Source organism: Megasphaera sp. ASD88, assembly GCF_002287425.1.
Taxonomy (GTDB): domain Bacteria; phylum Bacillota; class Negativicutes; order Veillonellales; family Megasphaeraceae; genus Megasphaera; species Megasphaera stantonii.
In genome coordinates, this window is record NZ_NQXW01000001.1 from 208,540 (window position 1) to 233,803 (window position 25,264).

A 25,264-nucleotide genomic window follows, 5' to 3' on the forward strand; every position below is an offset into this window, starting at 1 on the left:
TGGCATGGTTACTGTTACTGAAAAAGTGCGGTTTTATGAAACCGATATGATGGGAATTGCCCACCACTCCAACCACATCCGCTGGTTTGAATGCGGCCGCTGCGAGTATTTAAGGCAGGCCGGCATAGACTTGTTCGAGCTGATGGACGAAGGCATATTATTTCCCATAAAGAGCGTCTCCTGCGAGTACGTCAGCCCCATTAACTACGCCGATACCATCGTGATTGAAACGCGTCTGACCCGTCTGTCGCGGGCCCAGATGACGTATTCATACCGCATTGTGCGCAAGGAAGACGGCGTCCTGCTGGCCGTCGGCACGTCGCAGAACGTGTTTACTCATAAGGATACGGGGACAGTGGCCCGCTTGGACGACAGGCACTACAATAAATTGAAAGCATGGTATGAGCGGGAGGAAGCTTCTGCCCAATAATGGAGGAATGACAAGTGGAGCGGAATAGACAGCCTATCGGCGTATTCGATTCCGGCGTCGGCGGTTTGACTGTCGTAAATAAGCTGCGCATGCTGCTGCCTCATGAAAATATCATTTATGTCGGCGATACGAAGCGCAATCCCTACGGTTCGCGCACGCCGGAAGAAATATTTTCATATACGAGAGATATACTGCGTTTTATGAGCGAAAAAGAGGTCAAGCTCGTCGCTATCGGCTGCAATACCGTAACGGCCGTGGCCTACGAGACGGTGCGGAAAGAAGTGCCGTATCCCCTCATCGGCATGAGCCGCGGCATTCGTACGGCCCGGGAAATCAGCGCCAAGAAAAAAATCGCCGTCTTCGCGACGGATTTGACGATTGCCAATCACAGCCATAAAAAAATGGCTGCGGCCATCGATCCGGACATCGAAATTGTAGAACAAGCCTGCCCGGCCTTGGCCAATCTCGTCGAGCGGGGCGTCCTGTCCGGCGAGGAGATCATGGAGCCCCTTCGTCGATATACGGCCCCGGTCATTGCGTCCGGAGCTGATACGGCCATTTTTGGCTGCACGCATTTTCCCTTTGTGCAGCCTTTATTCGAAGAGCTGTGCGGCGATACGATTGCCTTTGTAGACCCGGCTCACGAAATGGCCTTGCAGACGCTGGAAGTATTAAAGAAGGGCGGCCTTCTCAATCACGACCGCCTGCCGGGATATCTGCGCCTTTGCTTTACCGCCGAGGCCCGGCGCGGCGGCAAGCTGGCCGAACATCTCATTCCGGCCAACGAATTTACAGTTGAAGAAATATCCTTTGCCTGAGGGCGGAGAAAATTACGGCCTTATCGGATAGATAAGGCATCAAAAAGGAGTCTTGCGCCGTGTTATTGTATGTATTGATCAATATCGTCATTGCCGTTATCGGCATCGTCGCCGTACTGTATCTTCTGTTCCGCTTGTTTGCCTGGAGGCAGGGCGACGCCCGCTTCGTCATCGAGGCGCGCCGCCGCAAGCCCTTTGAGCTGAAGCAGATGACGGCTGATACGGCTGTCTTTGAAACGGAAGTTCCCTTTCATAATGCCGGTCGTCAGTTAGGCACGATCATGGATTTTTATCCCCGTACGCTGCTGCCGAGAGAACAATACGACAAATGCGTCGTCCATTCGCAGCTGGCTAATAAAGAAGCCGAACGGGACGACAACTACTGGGAATCTGTCATTTACTATCCTGGAAAAGGAAGCAGCCTTCGCGTCACCATCGCCCTCGTCAGCAAGAGCGGCAATATCCGCGAAGATTTGAAGACTTTCCCCGACATGCCCATCGATTTGGTATACCAGGTCGTGTCGAGAAGCGAATGGTACATCCACAAAGCCCGCATTACCCTGAAGGCTTCGGAAGTACAGCACGCATTGGAACTGCATTAGGAGGTATATGGAAATGGCAGAATTAGAACTTGTACCGATTAAGACGAGAATCCTTACGGATAAAGATGACATTGTCGATGCCATTGAAGAATATGCAAAGGATATTGTCGGTCCCGACGATATCGTATGCACGGCCGAAAGCGTCGTAGCGATTACGCAGCGCCGCTATACGCGCCCGGAAGAGCTGACGCCGTCGTGGCAGGCCCGCCTCATGCGCCGCTTCGTTCCCGGCGAGGGCAGCATGGCCAGCCTGTACGGCATGCAGGCCGCCATGGAGCTGGAAGGGGAATGGAAGATGCTCTTCTGCTTCATCATCGGTTTCCTGGCCAAATTAATCGGTAAAAACGGCGTTTGGTACCAGCTGTGCCGCCAGGCTTCCCTGACGGACGACGTCACGGGCACGATGCCGCCTTTTGACAAATGCATCGTCTACGGACCGGCTGAACCGGATAAGGTAGCAGAAAAGATTAAGCAGCGCCTGGGCTGCTACGGTGCCTGTGTCGCCGACGTCAACGACTTGAAGCGCTCTGCCGTCCTCGGCCATTCAAAGGGCCTCAATCCCAGCGAAATTGCCCGCATTCTTATCGACAATCCCTTTGGAAACGCTTCGCAGAAAACCCCTATCGTCGTCATCAAGAATTATGCGAAGTTCGTTCATCAGAAGCCCGAAGCTGCGGCGGCAAACTAAGGAGTGACGACGGAACTATGAAACAGACAATCGTCCTGGCAACTCATAACGCCGGAAAAATACGGGAATTTAAAAGCGTATTGGAGCCCTTGGGGTATACGGCGACAGCTGTCCGCGACTTGTGTCCTCAGTTGCCGGAGCCGGAAGAAACAGGAACGACCTTTGAAGAAAACGCCCGTCTGAAAGCGGCATATTACATGAAGGCTACAGGGCTTCCCTGCCTGGCCGACGATTCCGGCATCATCGCCGACGCCTTAGGCGGACGGCCTGGCGTCTATTCGGCCCGCTATGCCGGCCCGGAATGTGACGATGAAAAGAACAACCAAAAGCTGATCGACGAATTGTCGGCCTTCCCGCCGGAAAAGCGGACGGTTCATTATGCCTGCGTGCTGGCCCTGCTGTTTCCCGACGGACGGGAAATCGTCAGGGAAGGCCGCTGCAGCGGCGTGCTGCGCGATTTTTATGCCGGTACGAACGGCTTCGGCTATGATCCGTTGTTTTACGTGCCGGAAAAGGGCAAGACTATGGCCGAAATGACGATGGAAGAGAAAAATGAAATCAGCCATCGGGGCAAAGCCCTGGAGCTGCTCGTCGAGGCCCTGTCATGAAGCCCGTCCTCGTAGGCGTCGTCAGCGACAGCCACGGCCGCTTTCGTCCGCTGGAACGCATGGTATCGCAGGCGCCGGATGTAGCGGCGTGGATACACTGCGGCGATTACAGCGACGACGGCGATGATTTAGCCATATATACTGGCGTGCCCGTATATTCCGTCAGGGGCAACAACGATTTTATGAGCGACGCGCCGGCGTGCCGCAAGGTGACCATCGGCGGCGTGAATATCATCGCCGTTCACGGGCACCAGTGGTACGGCGAAGCGCGGCTGGCTAAGCTTCGGCAGCTCGGAAGAGAACACGAGGCTCAGCTCGTCCTGTTTGGACATACGCACCGCCGCTTTTGCCAGCGCGACGACGATATGACCATCGTCAATCCCGGCAGCGTTTCCCTGCCCCGCGACGGCAGGGTGGGCACGTATGCCGTGTGCGCCATAGCCGACGGCGTGCTGACGGATATACAGTTTTATGAACTGACAAAGTAACTTTTATTTGGAAATTTTATTGAAAAGGTATGATGAAATGGCAACGAAAACGAATAAATTAAAATTGTATGGCTTCAATAATCTGACCAAAACGCTGAGCTTCAACATATACGACATTTGTTATGCCCTCAGCGAAGAGTCGCGCCGCCAGTATATCGAATATATTGATGAACAATATAACGCAGAACGGCTGACGAATATTTTAAAAAATGTCTCGTCTATTATCGGCGCAAATATTTTGAATATTGCCAGCCAGGATTACGATCCCCAGGGGGCCAGCGTGACCATCCTCATTTCGGAAGAGCCTGTCGAACCGGCCGACGCCGACGTAGTTTGTCATCTGGATAAGAGCCATCTGACAGTTCATACGTATCCGGAAAGCCATCCCCAGAAGGGGATTATGACCTTCCGCGCTGATATCGACGTATCGACGTGCGGTCGTATTTCTCCTCTCAACGCGCTGAATTACCTGATCGACAATTTCGATTCCGACATCGTAACCCTCGACTACCATGTCCGCGGCTTTACCCGCGACTTGAGCGGCAAGAAGCTGTTCATCGATCACCGCATTAATTCCATCCAAAATTACATTTCCCAGAGTACGCGCAGCCGCTATAATATGATAGACGTCAACGTGTATCAGGAAAATATCTTTCATACGAAAATGATGCTGAAGGATTTTGATTTGAACAACTACCTGTTCAACATGACGGCTGACCAGCTGACAGAACGGCAGCGCAATCAAATCCGCAAGCTCGTGTATCAGGAAATGCTGGAAATATTCAACGGCCATAACATGCCGACGATGCGTTAATTTTTTATCTCTGCAAACAAAACTGCCTGTTGTCTTAAATTAAGACGGCAGGCAGTTTTTCTTTTATAATCTTGATACTCATGGTATAATACCTGTAACATCATATAAACAGAAAGGAGAGGCTTTCCTGTGAATATAGTGCTGCAACTCCGTCGGCGAAGCGTCGACAGTATCCGCCGTTTTACGGTGCCGTTCCTCATTTCCATCTTATTGTTTGCCGATTTGGCTTATCAGACTTGCTGGCCGTCAGACGAGAAATGGCCTGTCTATGGAGCCATATCTCTGTGTATTGCTGCTATGTTTTCTGTTTGGTGGCAGCTGGTATTGGAAGCGCGTCGGATCACAGGGATGAAGGCCTGGCTGTGGCAAGGCGCGTCCCTTGTCGTATGGGCTGGCTCGTACGGTACGTGGATGGCCGTACAGGACATGACCTATATCATCTTATATGGCTCCGGTATATTTCTGGCCTTGACAGCTGGTATTCTGGCCTGGCTGACGTATTATGCCGGTGAAAGCGCCTTCAACCGCGTATTCTGCGGCGCCCTGCAGGCCGTCGGCGTCGCCGTCGTCGCTGACATATCCCTGTCTATTTGCGCCATGGCTCTGCAGACGCTGCTTCAGCTGTCCTTATCTTTTTCCAACTTGTACGCATTGATTTTCTATGCGTCGTTTTTGGTCGTCGGGTGGAACGTATTCTTGTCGTCTGTTCCCAAAGTGGGATGTCCGGCATTGCCGTCCAAGCCCTTCGGAAATGTCATGGCCTACGTCGTCGTGCCGGTCTACGGCGTATTACTGGCGATTCTGTACATATACATCGCCATGATTTTCTTTAAGGGAGAAATGCCTGTAGGGAAAATGAACTGGTTTGCTTCCATTGCGCTGCTGGTATACGCCTTTTGTTATTTGACCTGCAGCGGTTATGACAAGCATGCCTGGCTGCTGCGTTACCGCCGATGGGGCGGTTTGCTTCTCCTTCCTGTCGTAGCCGTACAGCTTTGGGGCGTGTATATTCGTCATGAAGCCTATGGATTGACAGAGCTGCGCTATTTGTCCATGGCCTGCACAGCCTTTGGTATTGCCGTGATTCCGGCGGCCCTGCGCCGTCTGTCCGGAACCTGGTTGTTTCTGTTGGCCGCGGGTATGACGCTCATCATTTCCGTAACGCCCCTAAATGTGCTGGACACGCCGTACCGCAGTCAGGAAAAGCGGCTATTGGCGATGATGGAAGAAAAGGGAATGCTTCAAAACGGCGTGGTCTCAGATGCCGCGGATTTATCTCACGAAGACAAAGAAGAACTATACAGCACGTACCGCTACGTGAAGAGCTATACGGGCCAGCGGGACCCAGCTGTCGAAGCCGTTCTGCAGTCTCCAGTCATGGAGTCTCTCCGCTATGCCGGCCCCCATTACCAGTCGCGGTATTTCATCAATGACAGTACAGCCGCGCCGGTATCCGGATACGCGACGATGTACGTCGTGGAAAGGACGGCCGGTAAAGACGGCATGATCACGGTTCAAACGCAGAGGGGAGACGTAGCGATTTCCCTGCTGCCCTATGCCGAACAGCTGTGCCGGCAGTACGAAGGCGCCGGTCAGATGGCCAACCGAAATGTGGCGAATTTGTATCTCCTTCCCGACGATGGCCATTATCTCTTTATACGCACGATGAATGTCGATTTGGCCGACGATGTCGTTCAGAGCATTTCCATATCGGCTATCTTGTTGGAAAAATAAAGTTGCCTCAGGCCGTAGTCATGGTATAGTATACATAGATGGACATGAAGGAGTGTTATATATGGATACGAAGAAAAAATTGTGTAAAATCGGTGAAAAAATGAAGGAAGCCGGCCTCGTTGCCGCCTGCGACGGCAATATCAGCTTCCGCAATCCCAATGGAACAATCGTCATCACGCCGTCGGGCCTTCCGAAGGGCGAATTGAAGCCGTCTCAGCTTCTGGTCATGGATATAAACGGCAAGGTGATAAAAGGAGAAGGCAAGCCGTCGTCGGAAACGCCTCTTCATTTAGAAATCTATAAGGCTCGTCCCGATGTCAACGCCATTATCCATGCTCATCCCATCGTCGCTACCGCCGTAACCGTCGCCGGGCTGGCCTTTCCCAGCACCATTGTAACCGAAGGCGCTATCGTCTTGGGGAAATCCGTGCCGACCGTGCCGTACGCTGCGCCGGGCAGCGCCGAATTGGCCAAGGCCTGCGCCGAATACGCCAAGAAGGTCAACGTATTTCTCATGGAACGCCACGGCGCGACAGCTCTGGGTAAAGACCTGAAGGAAGCCCTGTACCGCATGGAAACGCTGGAGGCCGTTGCCAAAGTCTACCGGGCGTCGCTGGCCTTCGCCGTCAATTCCCGGGCTTTGCAGGATATCAGCCGTAGCCAGGAGCTGGCATCGTTTTTCCTGCGCTAGTCAATTCAGATTAACTTATACAATACAAAAAGCTGTTCAACCTATCATCGGCTGAACAGCTTTTTGCTGTTTTTATGTGCCCAGTTATTTTTTAGATTTTTTAATAAAATGCCTCTTTCATCAGCGGATTCACAGCAGGGGAGGTGTTTCAGTTACTTGCTCCAATCCTTCGGCTCTACGACGTAGGTCGTCTGGTTTTCAAATACGACGAAGCCCGGTGCGGCGTGGGCCGGCTTCTTGACGTTGCGCACGAGGGCGCAGTCTACTTCGGCCTTCGACGTGCCGCGGGCCTTACTGTAATAGGCGGCCATCTGGGCGGCCATTTCGATTTGCTCGTCTGTCGGCGTCACATTGTGGCAGGCTAATATGACGTGAGAGCCGGGCTGATTTTTGATGTGGAACCACAGGTCGTAGGGATGGGCTTTCTTCTGGGTCAGGAAATCGTTCTGCCTGTTGTTGCGGCCTACCCAGATGGGGATGCCGCCGGCGTCGGCTGTCAGGATTTGCTGGGAAAATTCCCGCTTCATCTTATCTTTGGATGTAGAGGAAATAAGCCCCATTTGCCGCATTTCGGCCTTGATATCGACAATTTCCGCCTTGCTGCCGATGTTGTCCAGGGCGTATTCCAGCGAGTAGAGGTACTGGAGATGCTGCTCGTTTTCTGCGATGAGCTCGGCCGATTTCTGCTTGCGGTTGCGCATCTTCGTGTAACGCTTGTAATAGCGATTGGCGTTGTCCGTCATGGAATAGGCCGGTTCGAGGGGAATGGTAATCGGTTCCTGCTGCTCCGACAGGAGATTGGCGACGGTGACGCTCTTTTCGTGGTCGTGCTTTTCGTAGGCGTAAATCATGAGCAAGTCGCCGTAAAGCTTATAGGTATCCATCTTATCCGTCTCTTTCAATTCGGACGAAATGCGCTTGATCTTTTTCTTTTGCTTTTCGATGAGCTTGGCGACGCGCTTCTGCATGTCTTCCTGCTCGCCGTTGAGGCTGCCCTTGCTGGCGGCCTGATAGTCGTCGAGGTATTCTTCGATGGACGAGAAGCGGTGGCGCGGATAGGCGGACAGGCTTTGCAGTTCCAGTGGGAAGATGATTTCCTTTCCCTTGACCATATAGACGAAGGCTCCCGATACGCCGTCAAGCTCTTGGCCTAGGCGTTCGATACAGCGGCACCAGGAGAATTTGTCGGCCGGCGACAGGTCCTGGACGAGGGCGTTTTTATCGAGGCCGCTTCGGACGGCCAATTCGTCGAGGACGACGGTGCTCATGCCGTTGAACCGTTTGAGCATCCATTTTCCCAACGGTTCGTCCGTACCCGTTTCCATCATGGCGGCTAGTTCTTCAGCGGAGAAATCGAAGGGATTCATGCGCATGAAATTCGGCGGAAAGTCATACGGTTCTTTGGGGAAGATGGCGCGCAGGGCCTGCTTGTCCTTGCGGGTCTTGATGAGGGCTTCGATGATGACGCCGTCTTCGGTGAAGATGACGTTGCTGTACTTGCCCATGAGCTCGACGTGGATCTTCCGCGTCGCCAGCTGGCCCGACGTGTCGAGGACGTCGACGGCGATTTCAATGAGCCGGTCCATGTGGAGCTGGCTGATCGAGGCGATGCGGCCGTTTTCGTAATATTTGCGCAGAAACATGCACAAGCCCGTCGGCACGTCCGGCGTCGGCGGCATCTGCCGCGCGACGTACAGCCGCGGCGAATCGTCCAAGGTCATGATGAGGTGGTGGACGCCCGTGTCGTTGAACACGCGGAAGTAAAGAGAACGGTTGTCCAGCTGGTATATTTTGGAAATCTGACCGCCCTTTAATATATCTTTTAATTCATTGGTAATGCAATGAAGCGTAATGCCATCGAGATTCATAATGACAACTCCTATTCTTTCACAAAATTACTCTATTCTGACATCATACCATAAATACGGGGCCGTGAGTAGATAGGCCTGCGGCTGGACGCGGATTTTTGAGGGGAAAAGTCGGCCTTTTGCGCAAAAGTATATAGACCTGCGGCCGGATTTACGTTATACTAATACATTAGATAGAACGATGCTGTAGAGGAGGTCATCATAGTGCGCAGCATGACCGGCTTCGGCCGAGGCACGTACAGCGATGAGCACGTCAGCGTGACCATTGAAATGCGTGCCGTCAACCAACGATTTTTAGAGTTAAACATCCGCATGCCCCACGCTTATCTGGCGCTGGAAGATAAATTGCGGAAGAGCATAAAGGAGACGCTGCACCGCGGCAAGGTCGACGTATACGTCACCGTCGGAGAACTGACGCCGGCAGCACCGCAGATCCGCATCGACTACGCGGCCCTGGCAGCCTGCAAGGCGGCGCTGGACGACGTAAACCAGTCGCTGTTCGGCGGAGAAAAGACGACGCTGCCGCTGATCATGGGCTTGACTAAAGATTGGTTCGTCCAGGAACCGCCGGCAGTCGACGCCGAAGAGGTATGGCCCGTCTTCGCCCAGGCTCTGCAGGGCGCTTTGGACGGCATGGTGGCCATGCGTGATAAGGAAGGGGCCAATATCCGCCGCGACTTGCTGGCGCGGACCGATAGGATGGCGGCTATGATCGATGCCATAGAAGCGAAGAAAGAAGACGTCGTCGCCCGCTATAAGGAACGGCTGGAAAAGAAAATACTGGCCTTGTTCGACGCGGCCCGTCAGGTCCCCGACCAGGACCGGCTGCTGCAGGAAGTAGCCACATACGCCGACAAGGTGGATTTTACGGAAGAAGTTGTGCGCTTCCGCAGCCATGTGGTACAATTAAAGGGCTTTCTGGAGCAGGACGGCGACGTAGGCCGCAAGCTCGATTTCCTCATTCAGGAAATGAACAGGGAAGTCAATACGATTGGCTCGAAGGCCAACGACACCGACGTGACGGAATATGTCCTGCAGTTGAAAAACGAAATCGAAAAAATTCGCGAACAGGTGCAGAATATCGAATGATGGTGAGGCTATGAATTTCAACTTATTGAATATAGGGTTCGGCAACATGGTAATGGGCTGCAAAGTCGTGGCCATTATCAGCCCCGAATCGGCGCCGATCAAGCGCATGGTGCAGGAAGCGCGGGAGCGCAATACGCTCATCGACGCGACCTTCGGCCGCAAGACCCGCTCAGTCCTCATCATGGACAACGGGCAGATCATCTTATCGGCCCTGCAGGCGGAAACTATTTCCCACCGTATTTTGCAGGTCGACGGGGAAGATAAGGAAGAACCAGAAGAAGATTTATAAGAGAGGATGGAGCGACCATGATCGATTCAGGTCTGCTTATCGTCGTCTCCGGCCCGTCCGGCGCCGGCAAGGGGACGATATGCGACGCACTGCGGGAGCATTTTCCCAATATCCACTATTCTATTTCCATGACGACGCGCCAGCCGCGTCCGGGCGAAGAAGACGGCGTCAATTATTATTTTACCGACAACGGCCGTTTTGAAGAGCTGCTGAAGGAAGACGCGTTTCTGGAACACGCCAAGGTATACGACCATTATTACGGCACGCCGAAGGAATACGTATACCAGATGCTCCGCCAGGGCAACCACGTCATGCTGGAAATCGACATTCAGGGAGCTATGCAGGTAAAGGAAAAGTATCCCCAAGGCGTCTTTATCTACATCGTGCCGCCGAGTAAGGCCGTTCTGGAAGAGCGGCTCCGGGGACGTCATACCGACTCGGATGAAGTCATCGCCGCGCGGCTGGCGAAGGCCCGGAACGAGCTGGAATGGATTGATAAATACGACTATGTCATCGTCAACGACGATCTGGGCGAAGCGATTCAGAAGGCCGCTGCCGTGCTGAAAGCCGAGGAGTGCAGAGTTATGCGCAACGCCAACTGTATCGAAGAGACCAAGCAGGCGTATCAATAGAAATTTGTATGCAGTAAAGAGGAGAGATGTTCTTATGTTGATCAAACCGACGTTGGAATCGTTAATGAAAAAAGTAGACAGCAAATACACTTTAGTCACGCTGGCGGCAAAACGGGCCCGCGAATTGACGGACGGCGACGAACCGCTCGTAGATGTAGAAACGACGCGCGTCGTTTCCATCGCGATGGAAGAAATCGACCAGGGCAAGATTACCTATGAAAAGCCTCAGGGCGGCATTAAATAATTGCGGAGGACATCATCGCCATGTTATTAGAAAACAAGAAAATCGTCTTGGGTATCAGCGGCGGCATTGCCGCGTTTAAGGCCGCCGAAATTGCCAGCATGCTGCGCAAGCGCGGCGCCGAAGTCAAGTGCATTATGACCGATCACGCGACGGAATTTATTACGCCGCTGACGATGCGGGAAATTTCCGGCAATCCCGTCGCCGTATCCATGTTCGGCGATATTCCCGAATTTAACGTCGAGCACATCGCCCTGGCCCAGTGGGCCGACGTGTTCGTCATCGCTCCGGCTACGGCCAACATCATCGGAAAAATTGCCGGCGGCATTGCCGACGATATGCTGACGACGACGGTCATGGCTACGACGGCTCCCGTCGTCATCGCCCCGGCTATGAACAGCAACATGTACACGAATCCCATCGTGCAGAAAAATATCGCCGCTCTCAGAGAGTACGGCTATGAAATCATCGAGCCTGCTACAGGTCATTTGGCCTGCGGCGTTACCGGCGTCGGCCGCCTGCCAGAACCGGAAGATATTGTCGACTACATTGAATTTGCAGCCTGCCGGACGGACCTGCTGAAAGGGAAGAAGGTCATCGTTACGGCCGGCGGCACGCGTGAGCCTATTGATCCGGTCCGCTTTATCGGCAACCATTCCAGCGGCCGCATGGGCTTTGCTATCGCTAAAGCTGCAGCCTTTGCCGGCGCAGACGTCACCTTGGTCGCCGGCAGCAACGACCATTTGAAGACGCCGGCCGGCGTAGCGCGCCGCGTCGACGTAGGCAGCACCAACGACATGAAGGCCGCCGTCGATTCGTATTACGACGACTGCGATCTGGTCATCAAGTCGGCTGCCGTCGCCGATTACCGTTCGGCTCATCCGGCGGCGAATAAGATCAAGAAATCCGACGAAACGCTGACCTTGACGATGGCTAAAAACCCGGACATCCTGTACGGCTTGGGGCAACGCAAGGCCCATCAGGTGCTCATCGGCTTTGCCGCCGAAACGACGAACCTCATCGAGTACGGCACGGCTAAGTTAAAGAAGAAGAACCTCGACATGCTCGTCGCCAACGACGTCAGCGCCGAAGGGGCCGGCTTCCAGGGCACGACGAATATCGCCACCTTCCTGTTCCCCGACGGATCGATGGAAAAACTGGAGAAAATGGACAAGGAAGACCTGGCAACGGTCATCGTAGAACGGGCCGCGGCGATTTTAGCCAAAAAAAATCAGTAATGGAGGCCATGATTTTTCGAATAGGTCTTGCATAATTCCTCTTGTTAGTATACAATAGGTCAAGTGAATAAAATATTTAACCATCAAGAGCTGTGGAGGGATTGGCCCGATGATGCAGCAGCAACCTTCAGTGAATGAAAGGTGCTAAATCCAACAGTGTAGCGTACTGAAAGATGGGCTGATACATACCCCTCTTTTCAGAGGGGATTTTTTTTGAACGCATAAGGAGGATATAATGGCAAAGAATCGTGAATTTTTTACGTCTGAATCCGTAACTGAAGGCCATCCCGACAAAATGGCCGACCAAATCTCTGACGGCATTTTGGATGCAATTTTGGAAAAAGATAAAAACGCCCGCGTCGCCTGCGAAACCCTCGTAACGACAGGCATGGTACACGTCGTAGGCGAAATCTCTACGACGTGCTACGTAGATATTCCGCACATCGTACGCGAAACGGTTCGCAATATCGGTTATACCCGCGCAAAATACGGCTTTGACTGCGATACGTGCGGCGTCCTCGTTTCCCTGGACGAACAGTCCCCGGACATCGCCATGGGCGTTGACGAAGCGCAGGAAAAGAAATCCGGCACGACGGATAAATTCGACTCGATCGGCGCCGGCGACCAGGGCATGATGTTCGGCTACGCGACGAACGAAACGGACGACTACATGCCGCTGCCGATTTCTCTGGCTCACCGCCTGTCCCGCCGTCTGGCCAAGGTCCGCAAGGACGGCACGCTGCCGTACCTCCGTCCGGACGGAAAGACGCAGGTAACGGTCGAATACGAAGACGGCAAGCCCGTCCGCATCGACACCATCGTCATTTCGGCTCAGCACAGCCCGGAAGTTACGCGCGAACAGATTGAAAAAGATTTGCTCGAATACGTCATCAAGCCGGAACTTCCCGAAGGGTTGTTCGACGACCAGACGAAGCTGTTCATCAACCCGACAGGCCGCTTCGTCATCGGCGGTCCTCAGGGTGACTCCGGCCTTACGGGCCGCAAGATCATCGTCGACACCTACGGCGGCATGGCTCGTCACGGCGGCGGCGCTTTCTCCGGCAAGGACCCCACAAAGGTAGACCGCTCGGCAGCTTATGCAGCCCGCTATGTGGCGAAGAACATCGTAGCCGCAGGCTTGGCGGATAAATGCGAAATCCAGCTGGCCTATGCCATCGGCGTAGCCCATCCCGTTTCTATCCACGTAGAAACCTTCGGCACGGGCAAAGTCGAAAACGAAAAGATTGTCGAATTGATCCGCAAACACTTCGACCTCCGTCCGGCCGGCATCATCGAAATGCTCGACTTGCAGCGCCCGATTTACAAACAGACGGCCGCTTACGGTCATTTCGGCCGCAACGATCTGAACCTGCCTTGGGAACAGCTTGATAAAGCCGACGTTCTCCGTCAGGAAGCCGGCTTATAAGACTGGACCATCTCAGAGGAATCATGCCTTCCAGGTGGCATGGCTGAATTAAATATGATACAATGTATAGGGGCTTGCTTCGTCAAGTCCCTATCTTTATGTTATACAAACGCAGGAGCAGGGCTATGGTAGCAGACATCATCATCAATACGACGGCCAAACGGCTGCAGCAGACCTTTTCCTATATCGTCCCGGACGGCATGGCTGTGCACGTCGGCAGCCGCGTGCAGGTTCCCTTTGGACGACGGCAGGAAGAAGGAATCGTCGTCGCCGTCAGCGAGAGAAATGCAGGCGAATATGCATACGAGCTCAAGCCGATCAGCGCCGTGCTGTCGGCGCAGGCGGGGTTTCAGGAAGAAATGATCGAAACGGCTTCCTGGATCAGCCGGTATTATCTCTGCAACCTTGCCGACGCCCTCCGCCTGTTCATGATAGAAAAGAAAGGGCTGGAAGTCCGTCTGTATGTTACGGTTGGAACGAAGGCCCCCACGTCGGCGGAAGACGCCGATGTCGCCGCGTACGTCCAAGCGAAGGGCCAGGTGGAAAAAGCGGCGCTGGCGCGGAAATTCGGCGCCAGGCGAGTAGACGCTCTGCTTGAGGCAGGCGTACTGCAGGTAGAGAAGGGCTGGAAAAATAAAATATCCGATAAAACGGAAAAGTGGCTGTCCTTTGTGCGGGACGACGCCGACGGCCTGCTGGCGAACCGGCGGCGGCAGGCGGCCTTGCTGGCTGAATTGAAGCAAGCAGGCAGCGCGCCCGTATCTGCTTTTATTGGAAAAGGATACAGTGCCGACGTCATCCGCCGCCTCTGCGGCACGGGACTGGCGGCTATCAGTGAAAGAAATGTCCGGACGAGGCAGCTGCTGCCGACGTTGGAACAGAGCCGTCCTCTGACGCTGACAGACGAGCAGGCCCGGGCCGTACAGGCTGTCCGCGGCGACACGACGGGACGCACTTATGTGCTGCACGGCGTTACGGGGAGCGGCAAGACCGAAGTGTATATGCAGCTGGCCGAAGACGTATTGCGGCAGGGAAAGCAGGTCATCGTCCTCGTGCCGGAAATCGCCCTGACCGGCCAAATCGTAAGGCAGTTTGTCCGCCGCTTTGGAAACGACGTCGTCGTCATGCACAGCCAGCTCTCGAAGGGCGAACGGAAAAACAACTGGCTCCGCATGCTCCGCGGCGAAAGCCACATCTGCATCGGAGCCCGCTCGGCCGTCTTTACGGCGGCGCAGCATCTCGGCCTCGTCATCGTCGATGAAGCTCACGACAGCTCGTACAAGCAGGAAGAATCGCCGCGCTATCATGCCGTCGCCGTAGCGCAGAAGCGCGCCGCCTATTACTGCTGCCCGGTCATATTGGGCACCGCCACGCCGTCGGTCAGCGATTACTACGCAGCCCTGCAGGGAGAATATACGCTGCTGGAGCTGAAAGAACGCATCCACGGCCGGCCTTTGCCGACTGTAACCATTGCCGACATGCGCGACGAACTGGCCAGGGGCAACTACCGCGTCGTGTCGGACGCCATGGTTTCCCTGCTGGAAGAAACGCTGGTAGCCGGTCAGCAGGCTATAATCCTGCTGAACCGCCGCGGATTTGCCACCTTCGTCATGTGCCGCAAGTGCGGCTACGTCGTCAAATGCGACACCTGCGACGTGCCCATGGTCTACCACAAGCAGAGCGACCACCTGCAGTGCCACTACTGCGAGGCGTCCCAGCCGATTCCGACGGTATGTCCGGCCTGCGGCAGCAAGTATATCAAGTTTTTCGGAACGGGAACAGAAAAGGTCGAAGAACAGCTGGGCGAGCTGTTTCCCAGCAGCCGCGTCGTCCGCCTGGACCAGGATACGGCCAGCCGCAAGTACAGCGGCGAGCAGATATTGGAACGGTTCCGGCGGCATGAATATGATATCCTCTTAGGGACGCAGATGGTAGCGAAAGGCCATGACTTTGCCAACGTCAGCGCCGTCGGCATTTTATCTGCCGACAGCCTGCTCAACCTGCCGGCCTATTGGGCTGGCGAACGGACCTTTCAGCTCCTGACGCAGGCCGCCGGACGGGCCGGACGGGGAGACGCGCCGGGCAGGGTCGTCATGCAGACCTATGCGCCGGAGCACTACGTCATTCAGTGCGCCCAGAAGCAGGATTATCACGCCTTCTACGAGCAGGAAATCGAATTTCGCCGCGCCCTGCAGTACCCGCCCTTCCATCGCATCATAAAAATCATCCTCACAGACGAAGAGGAGCAGCCCCTGTGGCGGCGGGGAAACGATTTGGCGGCGTCACTGCAAAGCTGGGCGCGCCGGGAACACAGTCCCGTCGAAGTCATTGGCCCCTTTGCCGACATCATCAAGAGGATACGCGGCAAATACCGCCTGGTCATCTTGATAAAAGGCGAATCCTTGGATGATATCAAAGACTATATGCGTCGTGAGCCCCAGTGCTGGGCCTCCGGCGTCGTCATCGACGTGGACCCGTCCTTCTAAAACGGAAAAGGCCATATCTGTAGAGATATGAAAAAATATGATATAATAAAGAGAAAAATGTAAATATACTATAGTAAGCTATGAGGTGAGAGAATGGCAACGCTAAAAATCATTGAAGCCGGCGCGCCTATTTTGAAAGAAACAGCAAAACCGGTTGAACATATTACGAAACACATTAAAAAACTGCTCGATGACATGGCTGAAACCATGTACGCTGCCGAAGGCGTCGGCCTCGCAGGCCCGCAGGTCAACGAATCGTTGCAGCTCGTCGTCCTCGACGACGGCAACGGCTTAATCGAGCTGATCAATCCGGAAATCATCGAGCGTTCGGAAGAAACGGACGACGGAGATGAAGGCTGCCTGAGCGTTCCCGGCTATTACGGCACGGTAAAACGGCATCACCGCATCAAGGTCAAGGCCCTGAACCGCCGCGGCAAAACGGTGATCTACGAGCCTGAAGGATTCCTGGCTCGTATTTTCCAGCATGAAATCGATCATTTATACGGTACGCTTTTTATTGAAAAAGCAGAAAATTTACGGAGAATAGGCTAATGGCATCGTTACGAATCGTATTTATGGGGACGCCCGATTTTTCCGTGCCGTCCCTGCAAGCACTGCACGATCAGGGCTTTGACATCGCCGCAGTGTACAGCCAGCCCGATAAGCAGCGGGGCCGCGGGAAAAAGGTTTCCTTTTCACCCGTAAAGGAAAAGGCTCTGGAATTGGGGATTCCCGTGCTGCAGCCGGATACGCTGCGGGACGAACAGGTCGTAGCCGAATTGGCGGCATTTCAGCCCGATGTCATCATCGTCATTGCCTACGGCAAGATTTTGCCCAAGGCCGTACTGGATATTCCTAAGTACGGTTGCCTGAACGTGCATGGCTCGCTCCTTCCGAAGTATCGGGGAGCCGCGCCGATCCAGTATGCCGTCAAGGACGGCGAGGCCGTAAGCGGCGTGACGATCATGCTTCTCGACGAAGGCATGGATACGGGGGCTATCCTGAAGAAAGCGGAAATAAAGCTGGACCCGAAGGAAACGACGGGATCGCTCTTCGATAAGCTGTCCGTATTGGGCGCACAGGCGCTGACGGACGTATTGGCCCATATTGAAGAGTATGAACGAAATGCCTGCCCCCAAGACGAATCTCAGGCTACGTATACGGCAAAAATCGACAAGGAAACGGCGCAAATCGACTGGACGCAGGACGCTATTGTCATCGAGCGGCTTATCCGCACCCTTGATCCTCATCCCGGCGCTTATACATGGCTCGACGGCAAACGCCTCAAGGTGTGGAGCGCCGACGTCGTTGACGGAGCCGACGCTGAACCGGGGACGATCATCGCCGTTACTAAGAAGACCTTTACGGTACAAACCGGCAGCGGCGCGCTGTGCGTGCGTGAAGTACAGCCGGAAAGCCGGAAGCGCATGCAGACGGCCCAGTTTCTCCAAGGCATTTCCTTGCAGCCTGGCGACGTCTTAACGAGGGAGTAAACTCGTGAAGGCAGCGTGCAGGCAGACGATTTTATTTTTTAGCGGCGGCGGTATCGCTGCCGCCGTCTTTTTAGCTGGATTTGCCGCCGTCTGCGCGCTGGTCAAACCGGGACTGTCCCTGTATGTGCCGTCCGCAGCGGCTTGGTGGGACTGGGCCGTCCGGCTGTGCTTGGCGGCGGCCGCTGCAGCTTATGGGTTTACGTGGGTCTGTGTACTGGCCGGAACGCCTTCAAACAAGCGGCTTCGCCAGTTGTTATTTGCCTGCCTTCGCGTCCTCTTTTCCCTCGTGCGCTGTATCGGCAGGATGCTGCATGCGGAAAGCGCTATAAGCCGGGCCTATATCCAGGTCCTGAATCACTTGGTTTTGCGCCGTCCGCTCTGCCTGCCGCCGCGGCAAGTCCTGCTGCTGGCGCCGCACTGTCTGCAGTGGGACCAATGCCCGCATAAAATCACGCGGAACGTGCAGAACTGCCGGCGGTGCGGCCGCTGTCCCATCGGCGAGATGACAGCCCTGTCGGAACGCTTGGGCATTTCTTTCGCTGTCGTTCCCGGCGGAACGCTGGCCCGGCAAGTCGTCGCGGCCTGTCATCCGAAAGCGGTAGTAGCCGTCGCCTGCGAGCGCGACTTGATCAGCGGCATGCAGGACGTAGCGCCTTTGCCGACTGTCGGCTTGCTGAACAAGCGGCCGAACGGCCCTTGCTTCAATACTGACGTCGATATACGGGCCTTAACAGAAATTTTATCTGCAATGATAGGAGAAGATGCATGAACGTACGTGAAATAGCCCTGCGCAGCCTGCTGGCTATCTGCAAAGACGAAGGATACAGCAATATCGTTGTGTCGCAGGCTATCCAAAAATATAAAATGGAAGACCGGGACCGCCGGTTTTACACGGAATTAGTATACGGCACGCTGCGGTATATCAATTACTTAGACTGGATCGTATCAAAAATCAGCACGCGCAAGCTCAATAAGCTCGATCCCCTGTGTCTGGCCATCGTCCGCTTAGGCTTGTACCAGATATTCGGCATGACCAAGGTGCCCGAGTCGGCGGCATGCAACGAATCGGTCAAGCTGGCGACGCGCCTCGGCAATAAAGGCATGGCCGGTTTCGTCAACGCCATGCTGCGCAGCAGCCTTCGCCGCCGGCAGGAATTTTCTATTCCGACGATGGAAGAAAATCCGCTGCTACATCTGACGATGACGTATCATCAGCAGGATTGGCTGGTAAAAGCGTGGATTAAAGAGTACGGCCTGGCTGAGACAGAAGCGCTGTGCCGGTATTTCGACAGTATACCAGTACTTTGCCTGCGGACAAATACGGCCCGCGTCAGCCGCGACGAGCTCATTGCCCAACTGGCGGAAGAAGGAATTCAGGCTGAAAAAGCCGCCTATGCGCCTGAAGGCGTATATTTGCCGGAAATCCCTAACATCGGCAGCGTTAAAGCCCTGAAAAAAGGACTGGCTATCATTCAGGATGAGCCGTCTCAGCTCGTCGCCCATGTGCTGGACCCTCAGCCTCACGAACTCATTTTCGACGTCTGCGCCGCGCCGGGAGGAAAGACGACGCACATCGCCGCCCTGGGCGGATCGACCTGTACGGTCTACGGCGGAGATATTTACGAGCATAAGCTGCGCCTCATCGAAAGCAACGCCAAGCATCTGGGCTTGGCCAACGTGCGCACGATTTTGCAGAACGCCTGCACTATCGGCCAGTCCTACGCCGGCCGTGCCGACCGGGTACTCGTCGACGCGCCGTGCTCCGGCTTGGGCGTGCTGCGTCATAAAATCGACTTGCGGTGGCGCAAGAAGCCCAGCGACTTACGGACCCTGCCGGTACTGCAGAAGCGCATCCTGGACAGCGCATCCCAATGCGTCAAGCCCGGCGGCGTCCTCGTGTACAGCACCTGCACGATGCACGATGAAGAAAATATCCAGATCGTACGGCAATTTTTGCAGGATCACGGCGACTTCCACTTGGAAAACGCCGCAGATTTCTGCCGCCTGCCGAATCACGACGGGCCGTGCATCCAGCTGCTGCCGCAGCGCGACCACCTGGACGGCTTTTTCATCGCCCGCATGAGAAGAGGAGAGTAATATGGCCGATATATTCGATATGACCAAAACGGAGCTGCAGGAGTTCCTCGTAGCCCGGGGCATGAAAAAATTCCGGGCAGACCAAATCTTTCACTACATCTATAAGCAGCATATTTTTTCCTGGGACGACATGGTCCTGCTGCCCAAGGGCGACAGGGAGAAGCTAAAGGCCGAGCTGCCCATCTGTTTCCCCGAAATCCTGTCTAAGCTGGAGTCGCCGGACGGTCAGACGGTCAAGCTGCTTTTGAGCCTGCACGACGGCAACACCGTCGAAACAGTCCTCATGATGCACGACTACGGCAATTCTATCTGCTTGTCGTCGCAAGTGGGCTGCGCCGTAAACTGCGCCTTCTGCGCTTCGGCTAAAAACGGCTTCGTCCGCAATTTGACAGCCGGCGAAATGGTAGCCCAGCTCATGGCGTTCCGCAAATACGTAACGCCGGAGCTTCACTCTATCGTCATCATGGGGACAGGCGAACCCCTGCTGAACTATGACAACGTCGTCCGTTTTATGAAGATGATCCATGAAAAGGACACGCTGTATCTGGGATACCGCAACATGGCCCTGTCGACGTCGGGCATCGTGCCGCGCATGTATGACCTAGCCGACGAAGGCATCCCTATTACGCTGGCCGTGTCGCTCCACGCGCCGAACGACGAGCTGCGCCGCCGCATCATGCCGATTACGGACACCTATCCCGTCGCCGACGTGCTGAAGGCGGCAGACCATTATTTTCAGAAAACAGGCCGCAAGGTGACTTTTGAATACATCCTGATACAGGGCGTAAACTGCAGCACGGCCTGCGCCCGCGAGCTCGCAGAGCTGTTTGGCGGAAAAAATATCCTGATTAACGCCATTCCCATAAATGATAATTACGACGTCGGCCTGTATCGTCCGTCAGCAGGAGAAATCAATTCCTTTATTGCGTATTTGCAGAAACGCGGCATAAACGTCACGCTGCGCCGCGAAATGGGAAGCCAGATCCAGGCCGCCTGCGGGCAGCTGCGTATCAAGCGTGAAAACATTTGACATGTCCTAGGGAATATGATATGAATTATGTGTATGTAATAACAACGCACCGCGAGAGGACGTGAGACTTTGGGCACATACGGCGAATCACGAATCGGTCTGGTGCGCAAGGTAAATGAAGATTCTTTTTATATAAGCCGCGAACGAAACGTCTTGGCCGTCGCCGACGGCATGGGCGGGTACGTCGGCGGCGAAATAGCCAGCAAGACGGCCGTAGAAGCCATCGCCTATTATTTTAAGAACTTTACCTTTGCCGCGCCGGTACAACTGGAAAAAGCTATTCAATACGCAAATTCCTGCATTATCAGCAAGACGATGATCGACCCGTCGCTGGAAGGCATGGGAACGACTATATCTCTCGTAACCCTGGCCAAGCAGCACGCCTTTTGGGGTCACGTCGGCGACAGCCGCATTTACTTGTACCGCGGCGGCCGGCTGCAGCAAATATCCGTAGACCATACGATCGTCCAGGAGCTGCTGGAACGGCATAAAATCACGTCAGAAGAGCTGCAGAACCACCCGCAGCGCCACGTCCTGACCCGCGCCGTCGGCGTCGATAAGACGCTGCTTGTAGACAGCGGCGCCTTTGCCGTAGAGCGGGGAGACCGGATACTCATTTGCTCCGACGGCCTGACGTCGTTTTTGGACGAGCAGGTCCTGCGCGACGCCGTCGGCGATTACAGCCGCAGTGAACGCGATATTATCAACGATCTTTTTGCCCAGGTATACGATAACGGCGCAAAAGACAATGTTACTGCAATTTTAACAACCATATAATCGGGATTGACTACTATGAAAGTGGTGGAGAATCTAAAAATGATTGGTCATATATTAGACAACAGATACAAGATATTGGAGGAAGTAGGCACCGGCGGCATGGCCGTCGTCTACAAGGCCCAGGATATTTTGCTGGACCGTATCGTCGCCGTCAAGATCCTTCTCGCAAAATACGGAGACGACCACGATTTCGTCGTCCGGTTCCGTCAGGAAGCGCAGGCGGCGGCCAAGCTGTCCCATCCCAATATCGTAAATATATATGATGTTGGTTATGACGAAAATGTGCATTACATCGTCATGGAATACGTCCGCGGCGAAACGCTGAAGGAATATATTGAAAAGCACGGCCATCTGCCGATCAATACGTCCATACAGATTACCTTCGATATCGGCGAGGCTTTGGAAAATGCCCATAAAAACGGCATCGTCCACTGCGACATCAAGCCCCATAACATCCTGGTGACTGAAACGGGACGCATCAAAGTCGCCGACTTTGGCATCGCCAGAGCTATAAATTCCAGCGCGACCAACAAGGATGACCACGCCGTGCTGGGCTCCGTCCATTATTTTTCGCCGGAACAGGCCAGCGGCGGCCCCGTAGACGAACGGACGGATATCTATTCCTTGGGCGTCGTCATGTACGAGATGATGACCGGCGTCGTGCCCTTCGAAGGCGAGACGGCAATCAGCGTCGCCCTGCAGCACGTGCAGGATGATATTCCCTTGCCGACGAAGTATAACCGCCGCATTCCCCGACTGGTGGAACAGTGTATTTTAAAGGCCATGGCCAAGAATCCCGACGACCGGTTCCAGTCGATTGCCGAAATGATGTCGGAGCTTCGCTTGTCCCAAGGATTCGTCAATACCAATAAAGGAGCCATGCCGATTATCAAAAATAATTTTGCGACTCAGAAGATTCCGCCGCTGAAATCGCCGGAAGAGGAGCAGAAGAAAAATATCTTTTCCCGCATGCTCGATTCCATCAGCAGCCATTCGAAAAAATCCATTATCATCGGTATGCTCGGCGTCTTTGTCGTCGCGTTTATGTGGGCATTCTTTTCCTTCGGCAATTTCTGGAGCACTCAGGATATTACCGTTCCCGACGTAACAGGCAAGCAGGTGGAAATCGCCAAGGAAATACTGTCCAAGGAACACCTCAACGTTTCGGTCAACGAAATAGAAAGCGATGAAGTGCCTGTCGGCGAGGTCATTACCCAGACGCCGTCGGGAGGGGCCGTCGTCAAGGAAAACCGGACTATTTACCTGACCGTCAGCAAGGGCAATCAAGGCTCGGAAGTCCTCATGCCCGACCTGCGGGACCTGACGCTGGATGAAGCGAAGAAAAAGCTGTCTGAAATCGGCCTGACCATCGGCTCCGTCCATTACGCCGAAAGCGAAAAATATGAAAACGGCAAGATCATCAGCCAGAGCCCGGCCTCGCCGCGCAAAGTAGCGAAGGGCTCGTCGGTCGACGTCATTATCTGCCGCAAGGCCGAAAAGAAGAATGACGCTAAAAACGGACAGGATGCGCCGACCGTCAGCGGCATGACCTTGGATACGGCCATGAAGACCTTGGAAAACGCCGGATATATCGTCGGCAACGTGACCAATCTGGATGCGTCCAAGGACAACGCCCTGGCTAAGGTTGTCAAACAAAGTCCGCGCAGCGGCAACGTCGTCGATTTGACTGTCGAATACGGCGCAGCGGCGGCTGTTCCCGACGGCAGCGCCAATAATCAGGAACCGGCCGGCACGCCTCATTACGGCACGGTGAATATCAGCGTTCCTTCCGGCGCGTCGAGTCAGCACGTGCAGATCGTCGTGACGGACGACAACGGCACCCGTGTCGTCTATGACAAGAACCAGTCCGGCGGCGACAGCATTACTAAAAATATCAGCGGCGTAGGCAAGACCCGCGTCAAGGTATATATCAACAATTCGTTAGTACAGGATCAGTACATTTAATTGAAGGAGGATCATGACTACAGGCCGCGTTATAAAAAATTACAACGGATATTACTACGTAGATATCGGCGCCGGACAGCTCGTCGAATGCCGTCGCCGGGGAAAGGTCAAGGCGAAGATACTCGTCGGAGATGAGCTGGAAATTACGGAATTAGGCGGCGGAAAGGGCGTTGTCGAAAAGCAGCTGCCGCGGCGGAACAGCCTCCGCCGCCCGGCCGTAGCCAACATCGATCAGATGTTTGTCATCATGGCGGCGCAATCGCCGGACCCCAATCAGTTTCTCGTCGACAAGCTGCTCATGACCTGCGAATACGGCGGCGTTCATCCGAAGCTGTGCTTTAACAAGTGCGATTTAGACCGTGAGACGGCGGAAGCCTATAAAGCCTTTTATGAAACCTGCGGCTATGATGTCTATCTTGTGTCTGCCGTTACCGGCGAAGGGCTGGACGCCATCAAGGCTTTGCTTCCTCATAAGATGACCGTATTTGCCGGGCCGTCCGGCGTCGGGAAGTCGAGCCTGTTGTCCCAGATTTTAGGGCGGGACCTGTCTGTCGGCTCGGTCAGCGAAAAAATAAAACGGGGCCGCCATACGACGAGGCACTCGGAAATCATGCAGCTGGAAGGCGATACGTATGTCATCGATACGCCGGGATTCAGCTCACTGGAATTCGAGCACCTCGACAAAGGGGAAGTCTTCGCCTTATTTCCCGACATGACGCCTTACGGCGGACGCTGCCGCTTTTCGTCGTGCCTCCACTTGTCGGAGCCAGACTGCCCCGTAAAGGATGCCGTTGCCGAAGGCAAGATACAGAAAGAACGGTATGAAACGTACTGCAAAATCGTCAATTCTATTCTCGAAAGGAACCGATAGGTATGATACACATTTGTCCTTCTATTTTGTCCGCCGATTTTTCCCGGCTGGCTGAAGAAATTAAAGACGTAGAATCAAAGGGAGCAGACTGCATCCATCTCGATATGATGGACGGCCATTTCGTGCCGAACCTGACGTTCGGCGTGCCGATCATCGCCGCCTTGCGGAAGCACGTTTCCATTCCCTTCGACGCCCATTTGATGGTCGAACATCCCGACGTATACGTAGACGGCCTGGCAAAAGCCGGCGTGCAGTACGTTACAGTCCATCAGGAAGCGTGTCCTCACCTGGACAGCACGCTGCAGCATATCCGCAGCGCCGGCATGAACTGCGGTGTCGCCTTGAATCCGGCTACGCCTGTATCGTCTTTATCCTGCGTGGCGGCGCAGCTCGATATGATCCTCATCATGAGCGTCAATCCCGGCTTCGGCGGTCAGAAATTCATTCCCTATTCGCCGGATAAAATCCGCGAAGCCAGGGCGCTGCTCGATTCCGTCGGCAACACGGAAGCCGTCGTAGAAGTAGACGGCGGCGTCAACGCCGATACAGTACAGTCCGTCAAGGAAGCCGGCGCTACCTTCCTCGTCGCCGGCAGCGCCGTATTTGGAGCGGCAGACCGGGCTGCAGCCATCGCCGCGCTGCGGTAAGAAGTCTGTACTTGTATTTCTATCCCTTATGTGCTAAAATCATAGGTGGATATGAATAATAGTCTTTGGGGCAAGGTGAGAAAGGGCAGCTTTCAATTCCTGACCGGCGGTATAGTCCGCTAGCCTGGCGTAAGCGGGGCTGAACCGATGCGATTTCGGTACCGACAGTATAGTCTGGATGGGAAAAGACGACATTTCGTTTATTTTTGTTGTGCGCAAAAGGCTATTGGGTTTCCATACCC

General features: G+C 54.5%; 26 protein-coding genes and 2 riboswitches. Of the genes, 25 read left to right on the forward strand and 1 reads right to left on the reverse strand.

Annotated elements, in window-relative coordinates:
* Window positions 1-4 precede the first annotated feature (4 nt).
* From CJ260_RS01125 to CJ260_RS01165, 9 genes are all read left to right on the forward strand, one after another.
* On the forward strand, window positions 5-430 hold the full coding sequence (locus CJ260_RS01125; protein WP_087477385.1) for a thioesterase family protein: 426 nt from the start codon (window positions 5-7) through the stop codon (window positions 428-430).
* Window positions 431-444: 14 nt separating this feature from the next.
* The gene (murI, locus tag CJ260_RS01130; protein ID WP_095628845.1) at window positions 445-1,248 is read left to right on the forward strand and encodes a glutamate racemase; all 804 of its coding nucleotides are present in this window, start codon (window positions 445-447) and stop codon (window positions 1,246-1,248) included.
* Window positions 1,249-1,307: 59 nt separating this feature from the next.
* Window positions 1,308-1,850: a hypothetical protein gene (locus tag CJ260_RS01135; RefSeq protein WP_087477387.1), complete on the forward strand. Its 543-nt coding sequence runs from the start codon at window positions 1,308-1,310 to the stop codon at window positions 1,848-1,850.
* A 13-nt stretch (window positions 1,851-1,863) separates the two neighbouring features.
* Window positions 1,864-2,538 (forward strand): coenzyme F420-0:L-glutamate ligase, encoded by a 675-nt coding sequence (locus CJ260_RS01140; protein WP_095628846.1) that lies wholly within the window; start codon window positions 1,864-1,866, stop codon window positions 2,536-2,538.
* A 17-nt stretch (window positions 2,539-2,555) separates the two neighbouring features.
* Window positions 2,556-3,146, forward strand: coding sequence for an XTP/dITP diphosphatase (locus CJ260_RS01145; protein WP_087477389.1), 591 nt, complete (start codon window positions 2,556-2,558; stop codon window positions 3,144-3,146).
* A complete protein-coding gene (locus CJ260_RS01150) occupies window positions 3,143-3,634 on the forward strand; it encodes a metallophosphoesterase (protein ID WP_095628847.1) in 492 nt (163 codons plus the stop codon). Before CJ260_RS01145 ends, CJ260_RS01150 begins: the two co-directional genes overlap by 4 nt.
* A gap of 37 nt (window positions 3,635-3,671) precedes the next feature.
* Complete coding sequence (gene speD, locus CJ260_RS01155; RefSeq protein WP_095628848.1) at window positions 3,672-4,448, forward strand: adenosylmethionine decarboxylase; 777 nt, start codon at window positions 3,672-3,674, stop codon at window positions 4,446-4,448.
* Window positions 4,449-4,577: 129 nt separating this feature from the next.
* Window positions 4,578-6,182 (forward strand): DUF4153 domain-containing protein, encoded by a 1,605-nt coding sequence (locus tag CJ260_RS01160; protein WP_095628849.1) that lies wholly within the window; start codon window positions 4,578-4,580, stop codon window positions 6,180-6,182.
* 61 nt (window positions 6,183-6,243) lie between these two features.
* Complete coding sequence (locus CJ260_RS01165) at window positions 6,244-6,873, forward strand: class II aldolase/adducin family protein (RefSeq protein ID WP_087477393.1); 630 nt, start codon at window positions 6,244-6,246, stop codon at window positions 6,871-6,873.
* A gap of 152 nt (window positions 6,874-7,025) precedes the next feature.
* On the opposite strand, the gene CJ260_RS01170 is transcribed toward CJ260_RS01165, so the two are convergent.
* Window positions 7,026-8,741, reverse strand: a complete 1,716-nt coding sequence (locus CJ260_RS01170; protein ID WP_095628850.1) for an NFACT family protein — start codon at window positions 8,739-8,741, stop codon at window positions 7,026-7,028.
* A 213-nt stretch (window positions 8,742-8,954) separates the two neighbouring features.
* On the opposite strand from CJ260_RS01170, the gene CJ260_RS01175 reads away from it, so the two are divergent.
* The 16 genes from CJ260_RS01175 to rpe all read left to right on the forward strand — a co-directional run bounded on the left by CJ260_RS01175 (window position 8,955) and on the right by rpe (window position 25,022).
* Window positions 8,955-9,830: a YicC/YloC family endoribonuclease gene (locus CJ260_RS01175; RefSeq protein WP_198947368.1), complete on the forward strand. Its 876-nt coding sequence runs from the start codon at window positions 8,955-8,957 to the stop codon at window positions 9,828-9,830.
* Window positions 9,831-9,840: 10 nt separating this feature from the next.
* Window positions 9,841-10,119, forward strand: coding sequence for an extracellular matrix/biofilm regulator RemA (remA, locus tag CJ260_RS01180; protein ID WP_095628852.1), 279 nt, complete (start codon window positions 9,841-9,843; stop codon window positions 10,117-10,119).
* Between the two features lie 17 nt (window positions 10,120-10,136).
* Window positions 10,137-10,751: a guanylate kinase gene (gene gmk, locus CJ260_RS01185; protein WP_087477397.1), complete on the forward strand. Its 615-nt coding sequence runs from the start codon at window positions 10,137-10,139 to the stop codon at window positions 10,749-10,751.
* A 34-nt stretch (window positions 10,752-10,785) separates the two neighbouring features.
* Window positions 10,786-10,995 carry a DNA-directed RNA polymerase subunit omega gene (rpoZ, locus tag CJ260_RS01190; protein ID WP_087477398.1) on the forward strand — a complete coding sequence of 70 codons (210 nt, stop codon included), beginning with the start codon at window positions 10,786-10,788 and terminating at the stop codon, window positions 10,993-10,995.
* Between the two features lie 20 nt (window positions 10,996-11,015).
* Complete coding sequence (gene coaBC / locus CJ260_RS01195) at window positions 11,016-12,230, forward strand: bifunctional phosphopantothenoylcysteine decarboxylase/phosphopantothenate--cysteine ligase CoaBC (RefSeq protein ID WP_095628853.1); 1,215 nt, start codon at window positions 11,016-11,018, stop codon at window positions 12,228-12,230.
* Window positions 12,231-12,307: 77 nt separating this feature from the next.
* A riboswitch (SAM riboswitch) is annotated at window positions 12,308-12,410 on the forward strand.
* 55 nt (window positions 12,411-12,465) lie between these two features.
* Window positions 12,466-13,656: a methionine adenosyltransferase gene (metK, locus tag CJ260_RS01200; RefSeq protein WP_095628854.1), complete on the forward strand. Its 1,191-nt coding sequence runs from the start codon at window positions 12,466-12,468 to the stop codon at window positions 13,654-13,656.
* A gap of 125 nt (window positions 13,657-13,781) precedes the next feature.
* A complete protein-coding gene (priA, locus tag CJ260_RS01205) occupies window positions 13,782-16,142 on the forward strand; it encodes a primosomal protein N' (RefSeq protein ID WP_095628855.1) in 2,361 nt (786 codons plus the stop codon).
* 93 nt (window positions 16,143-16,235) lie between these two features.
* Window positions 16,236-16,694 carry a peptide deformylase gene (def, locus tag CJ260_RS01210; protein ID WP_087477402.1) on the forward strand — a complete coding sequence of 153 codons (459 nt, stop codon included), beginning with the start codon at window positions 16,236-16,238 and terminating at the stop codon, window positions 16,692-16,694.
* The gene (gene fmt / locus CJ260_RS01215) at window positions 16,694-17,635 is read left to right on the forward strand and encodes a methionyl-tRNA formyltransferase (RefSeq protein ID WP_095628856.1); all 942 of its coding nucleotides are present in this window, start codon (window positions 16,694-16,696) and stop codon (window positions 17,633-17,635) included. Before def ends, fmt begins: the two co-directional genes overlap by 1 nt.
* Window positions 17,636-17,639: 4 nt before the next feature.
* Complete coding sequence (locus tag CJ260_RS01220) at window positions 17,640-18,404, forward strand: DUF116 domain-containing protein (protein ID WP_095628857.1); 765 nt, start codon at window positions 17,640-17,642, stop codon at window positions 18,402-18,404.
* Entirely contained in the window at window positions 18,401-19,732 is a 1,332-nt protein-coding gene (gene rsmB, locus CJ260_RS01225; RefSeq protein ID WP_095628858.1) for a 16S rRNA (cytosine(967)-C(5))-methyltransferase RsmB, read from the forward strand. Before CJ260_RS01220 ends, rsmB begins: the two co-directional genes overlap by 4 nt.
* Window position 19,733: 1 nt before the next feature.
* Window positions 19,734-20,762: a 23S rRNA (adenine(2503)-C(2))-methyltransferase RlmN gene (gene rlmN / locus CJ260_RS01230; protein ID WP_095628859.1), complete on the forward strand. Its 1,029-nt coding sequence runs from the start codon at window positions 19,734-19,736 to the stop codon at window positions 20,760-20,762.
* A gap of 69 nt (window positions 20,763-20,831) precedes the next feature.
* Window positions 20,832-21,539, forward strand: coding sequence for a Stp1/IreP family PP2C-type Ser/Thr phosphatase (locus CJ260_RS01235; RefSeq protein WP_087477407.1), 708 nt, complete (start codon window positions 20,832-20,834; stop codon window positions 21,537-21,539).
* 39 nt (window positions 21,540-21,578) lie between these two features.
* Window positions 21,579-23,504: a Stk1 family PASTA domain-containing Ser/Thr kinase gene (gene pknB / locus CJ260_RS01240; protein ID WP_095628860.1), complete on the forward strand. Its 1,926-nt coding sequence runs from the start codon at window positions 21,579-21,581 to the stop codon at window positions 23,502-23,504.
* A gap of 13 nt (window positions 23,505-23,517) precedes the next feature.
* Window positions 23,518-24,375, forward strand: a complete 858-nt coding sequence (gene rsgA / locus CJ260_RS01245; RefSeq protein ID WP_095628861.1) for a ribosome small subunit-dependent GTPase A — start codon at window positions 23,518-23,520, stop codon at window positions 24,373-24,375.
* A gap of 2 nt (window positions 24,376-24,377) precedes the next feature.
* Window positions 24,378-25,022 (forward strand): ribulose-phosphate 3-epimerase, encoded by a 645-nt coding sequence (gene rpe, locus CJ260_RS01250; protein ID WP_095628862.1) that lies wholly within the window; start codon window positions 24,378-24,380, stop codon window positions 25,020-25,022.
* Window positions 25,023-25,079: 57 nt separating this feature from the next.
* Window positions 25,080-25,216: riboswitch (FMN riboswitch) on the forward strand.
* The last annotated feature ends 48 nt before the right edge of the window (window positions 25,217-25,264 follow it).

Coding starts and splice junctions, on each gene's coding strand:
- CJ260_RS01125 (WP_087477385.1), top strand. CDS start 5: ATGGTTACTGTTACTGAAAAAGTGCGGTTTTATGAAACCGATATGATG.
- CJ260_RS01140 (WP_095628846.1), top strand. CDS start 1,864: ATGGCAGAATTAGAACTTGTACCGATTAAGACGAGAATCCTTACGGAT.
- CJ260_RS01145 (WP_087477389.1), top strand. CDS start 2,556: ATGAAACAGACAATCGTCCTGGCAACTCATAACGCCGGAAAAATACGG.
- CJ260_RS01150 (WP_095628847.1), top strand. CDS start 3,143: ATGAAGCCCGTCCTCGTAGGCGTCGTCAGCGACAGCCACGGCCGCTTT.
- speD (WP_095628848.1), top strand. CDS start 3,672: ATGGCAACGAAAACGAATAAATTAAAATTGTATGGCTTCAATAATCTG.
- CJ260_RS01165 (WP_087477393.1), top strand. CDS start 6,244: ATGGATACGAAGAAAAAATTGTGTAAAATCGGTGAAAAAATGAAGGAA.
- CJ260_RS01170 (WP_095628850.1), bottom strand. CDS start 8,741: ATGAATCTCGATGGCATTACGCTTCATTGCATTACCAATGAATTAAAA.
- CJ260_RS01175 (WP_198947368.1), top strand. CDS start 8,955: ATGACCGGCTTCGGCCGAGGCACGTACAGCGATGAGCACGTCAGCGTG.
- remA (WP_095628852.1), top strand. CDS start 9,841: ATGAATTTCAACTTATTGAATATAGGGTTCGGCAACATGGTAATGGGC.
- gmk (WP_087477397.1), top strand. CDS start 10,137: ATGATCGATTCAGGTCTGCTTATCGTCGTCTCCGGCCCGTCCGGCGCC.
- rpoZ (WP_087477398.1), top strand. CDS start 10,786: ATGTTGATCAAACCGACGTTGGAATCGTTAATGAAAAAAGTAGACAGC.
- coaBC (WP_095628853.1), top strand. CDS start 11,016: ATGTTATTAGAAAACAAGAAAATCGTCTTGGGTATCAGCGGCGGCATT.
- metK (WP_095628854.1), top strand. CDS start 12,466: ATGGCAAAGAATCGTGAATTTTTTACGTCTGAATCCGTAACTGAAGGC.
- priA (WP_095628855.1), top strand. CDS start 13,782: ATGGTAGCAGACATCATCATCAATACGACGGCCAAACGGCTGCAGCAG.
- def (WP_087477402.1), top strand. CDS start 16,236: ATGGCAACGCTAAAAATCATTGAAGCCGGCGCGCCTATTTTGAAAGAA.
- fmt (WP_095628856.1), top strand. CDS start 16,694: ATGGCATCGTTACGAATCGTATTTATGGGGACGCCCGATTTTTCCGTG.
- rsmB (WP_095628858.1), top strand. CDS start 18,401: ATGAACGTACGTGAAATAGCCCTGCGCAGCCTGCTGGCTATCTGCAAA.
- rlmN (WP_095628859.1), top strand. CDS start 19,734: ATGGCCGATATATTCGATATGACCAAAACGGAGCTGCAGGAGTTCCTC.
- pknB (WP_095628860.1), top strand. CDS start 21,579: ATGATTGGTCATATATTAGACAACAGATACAAGATATTGGAGGAAGTA.
- rsgA (WP_095628861.1), top strand. CDS start 23,518: ATGACTACAGGCCGCGTTATAAAAAATTACAACGGATATTACTACGTA.
- rpe (WP_095628862.1), top strand. CDS start 24,378: ATGATACACATTTGTCCTTCTATTTTGTCCGCCGATTTTTCCCGGCTG.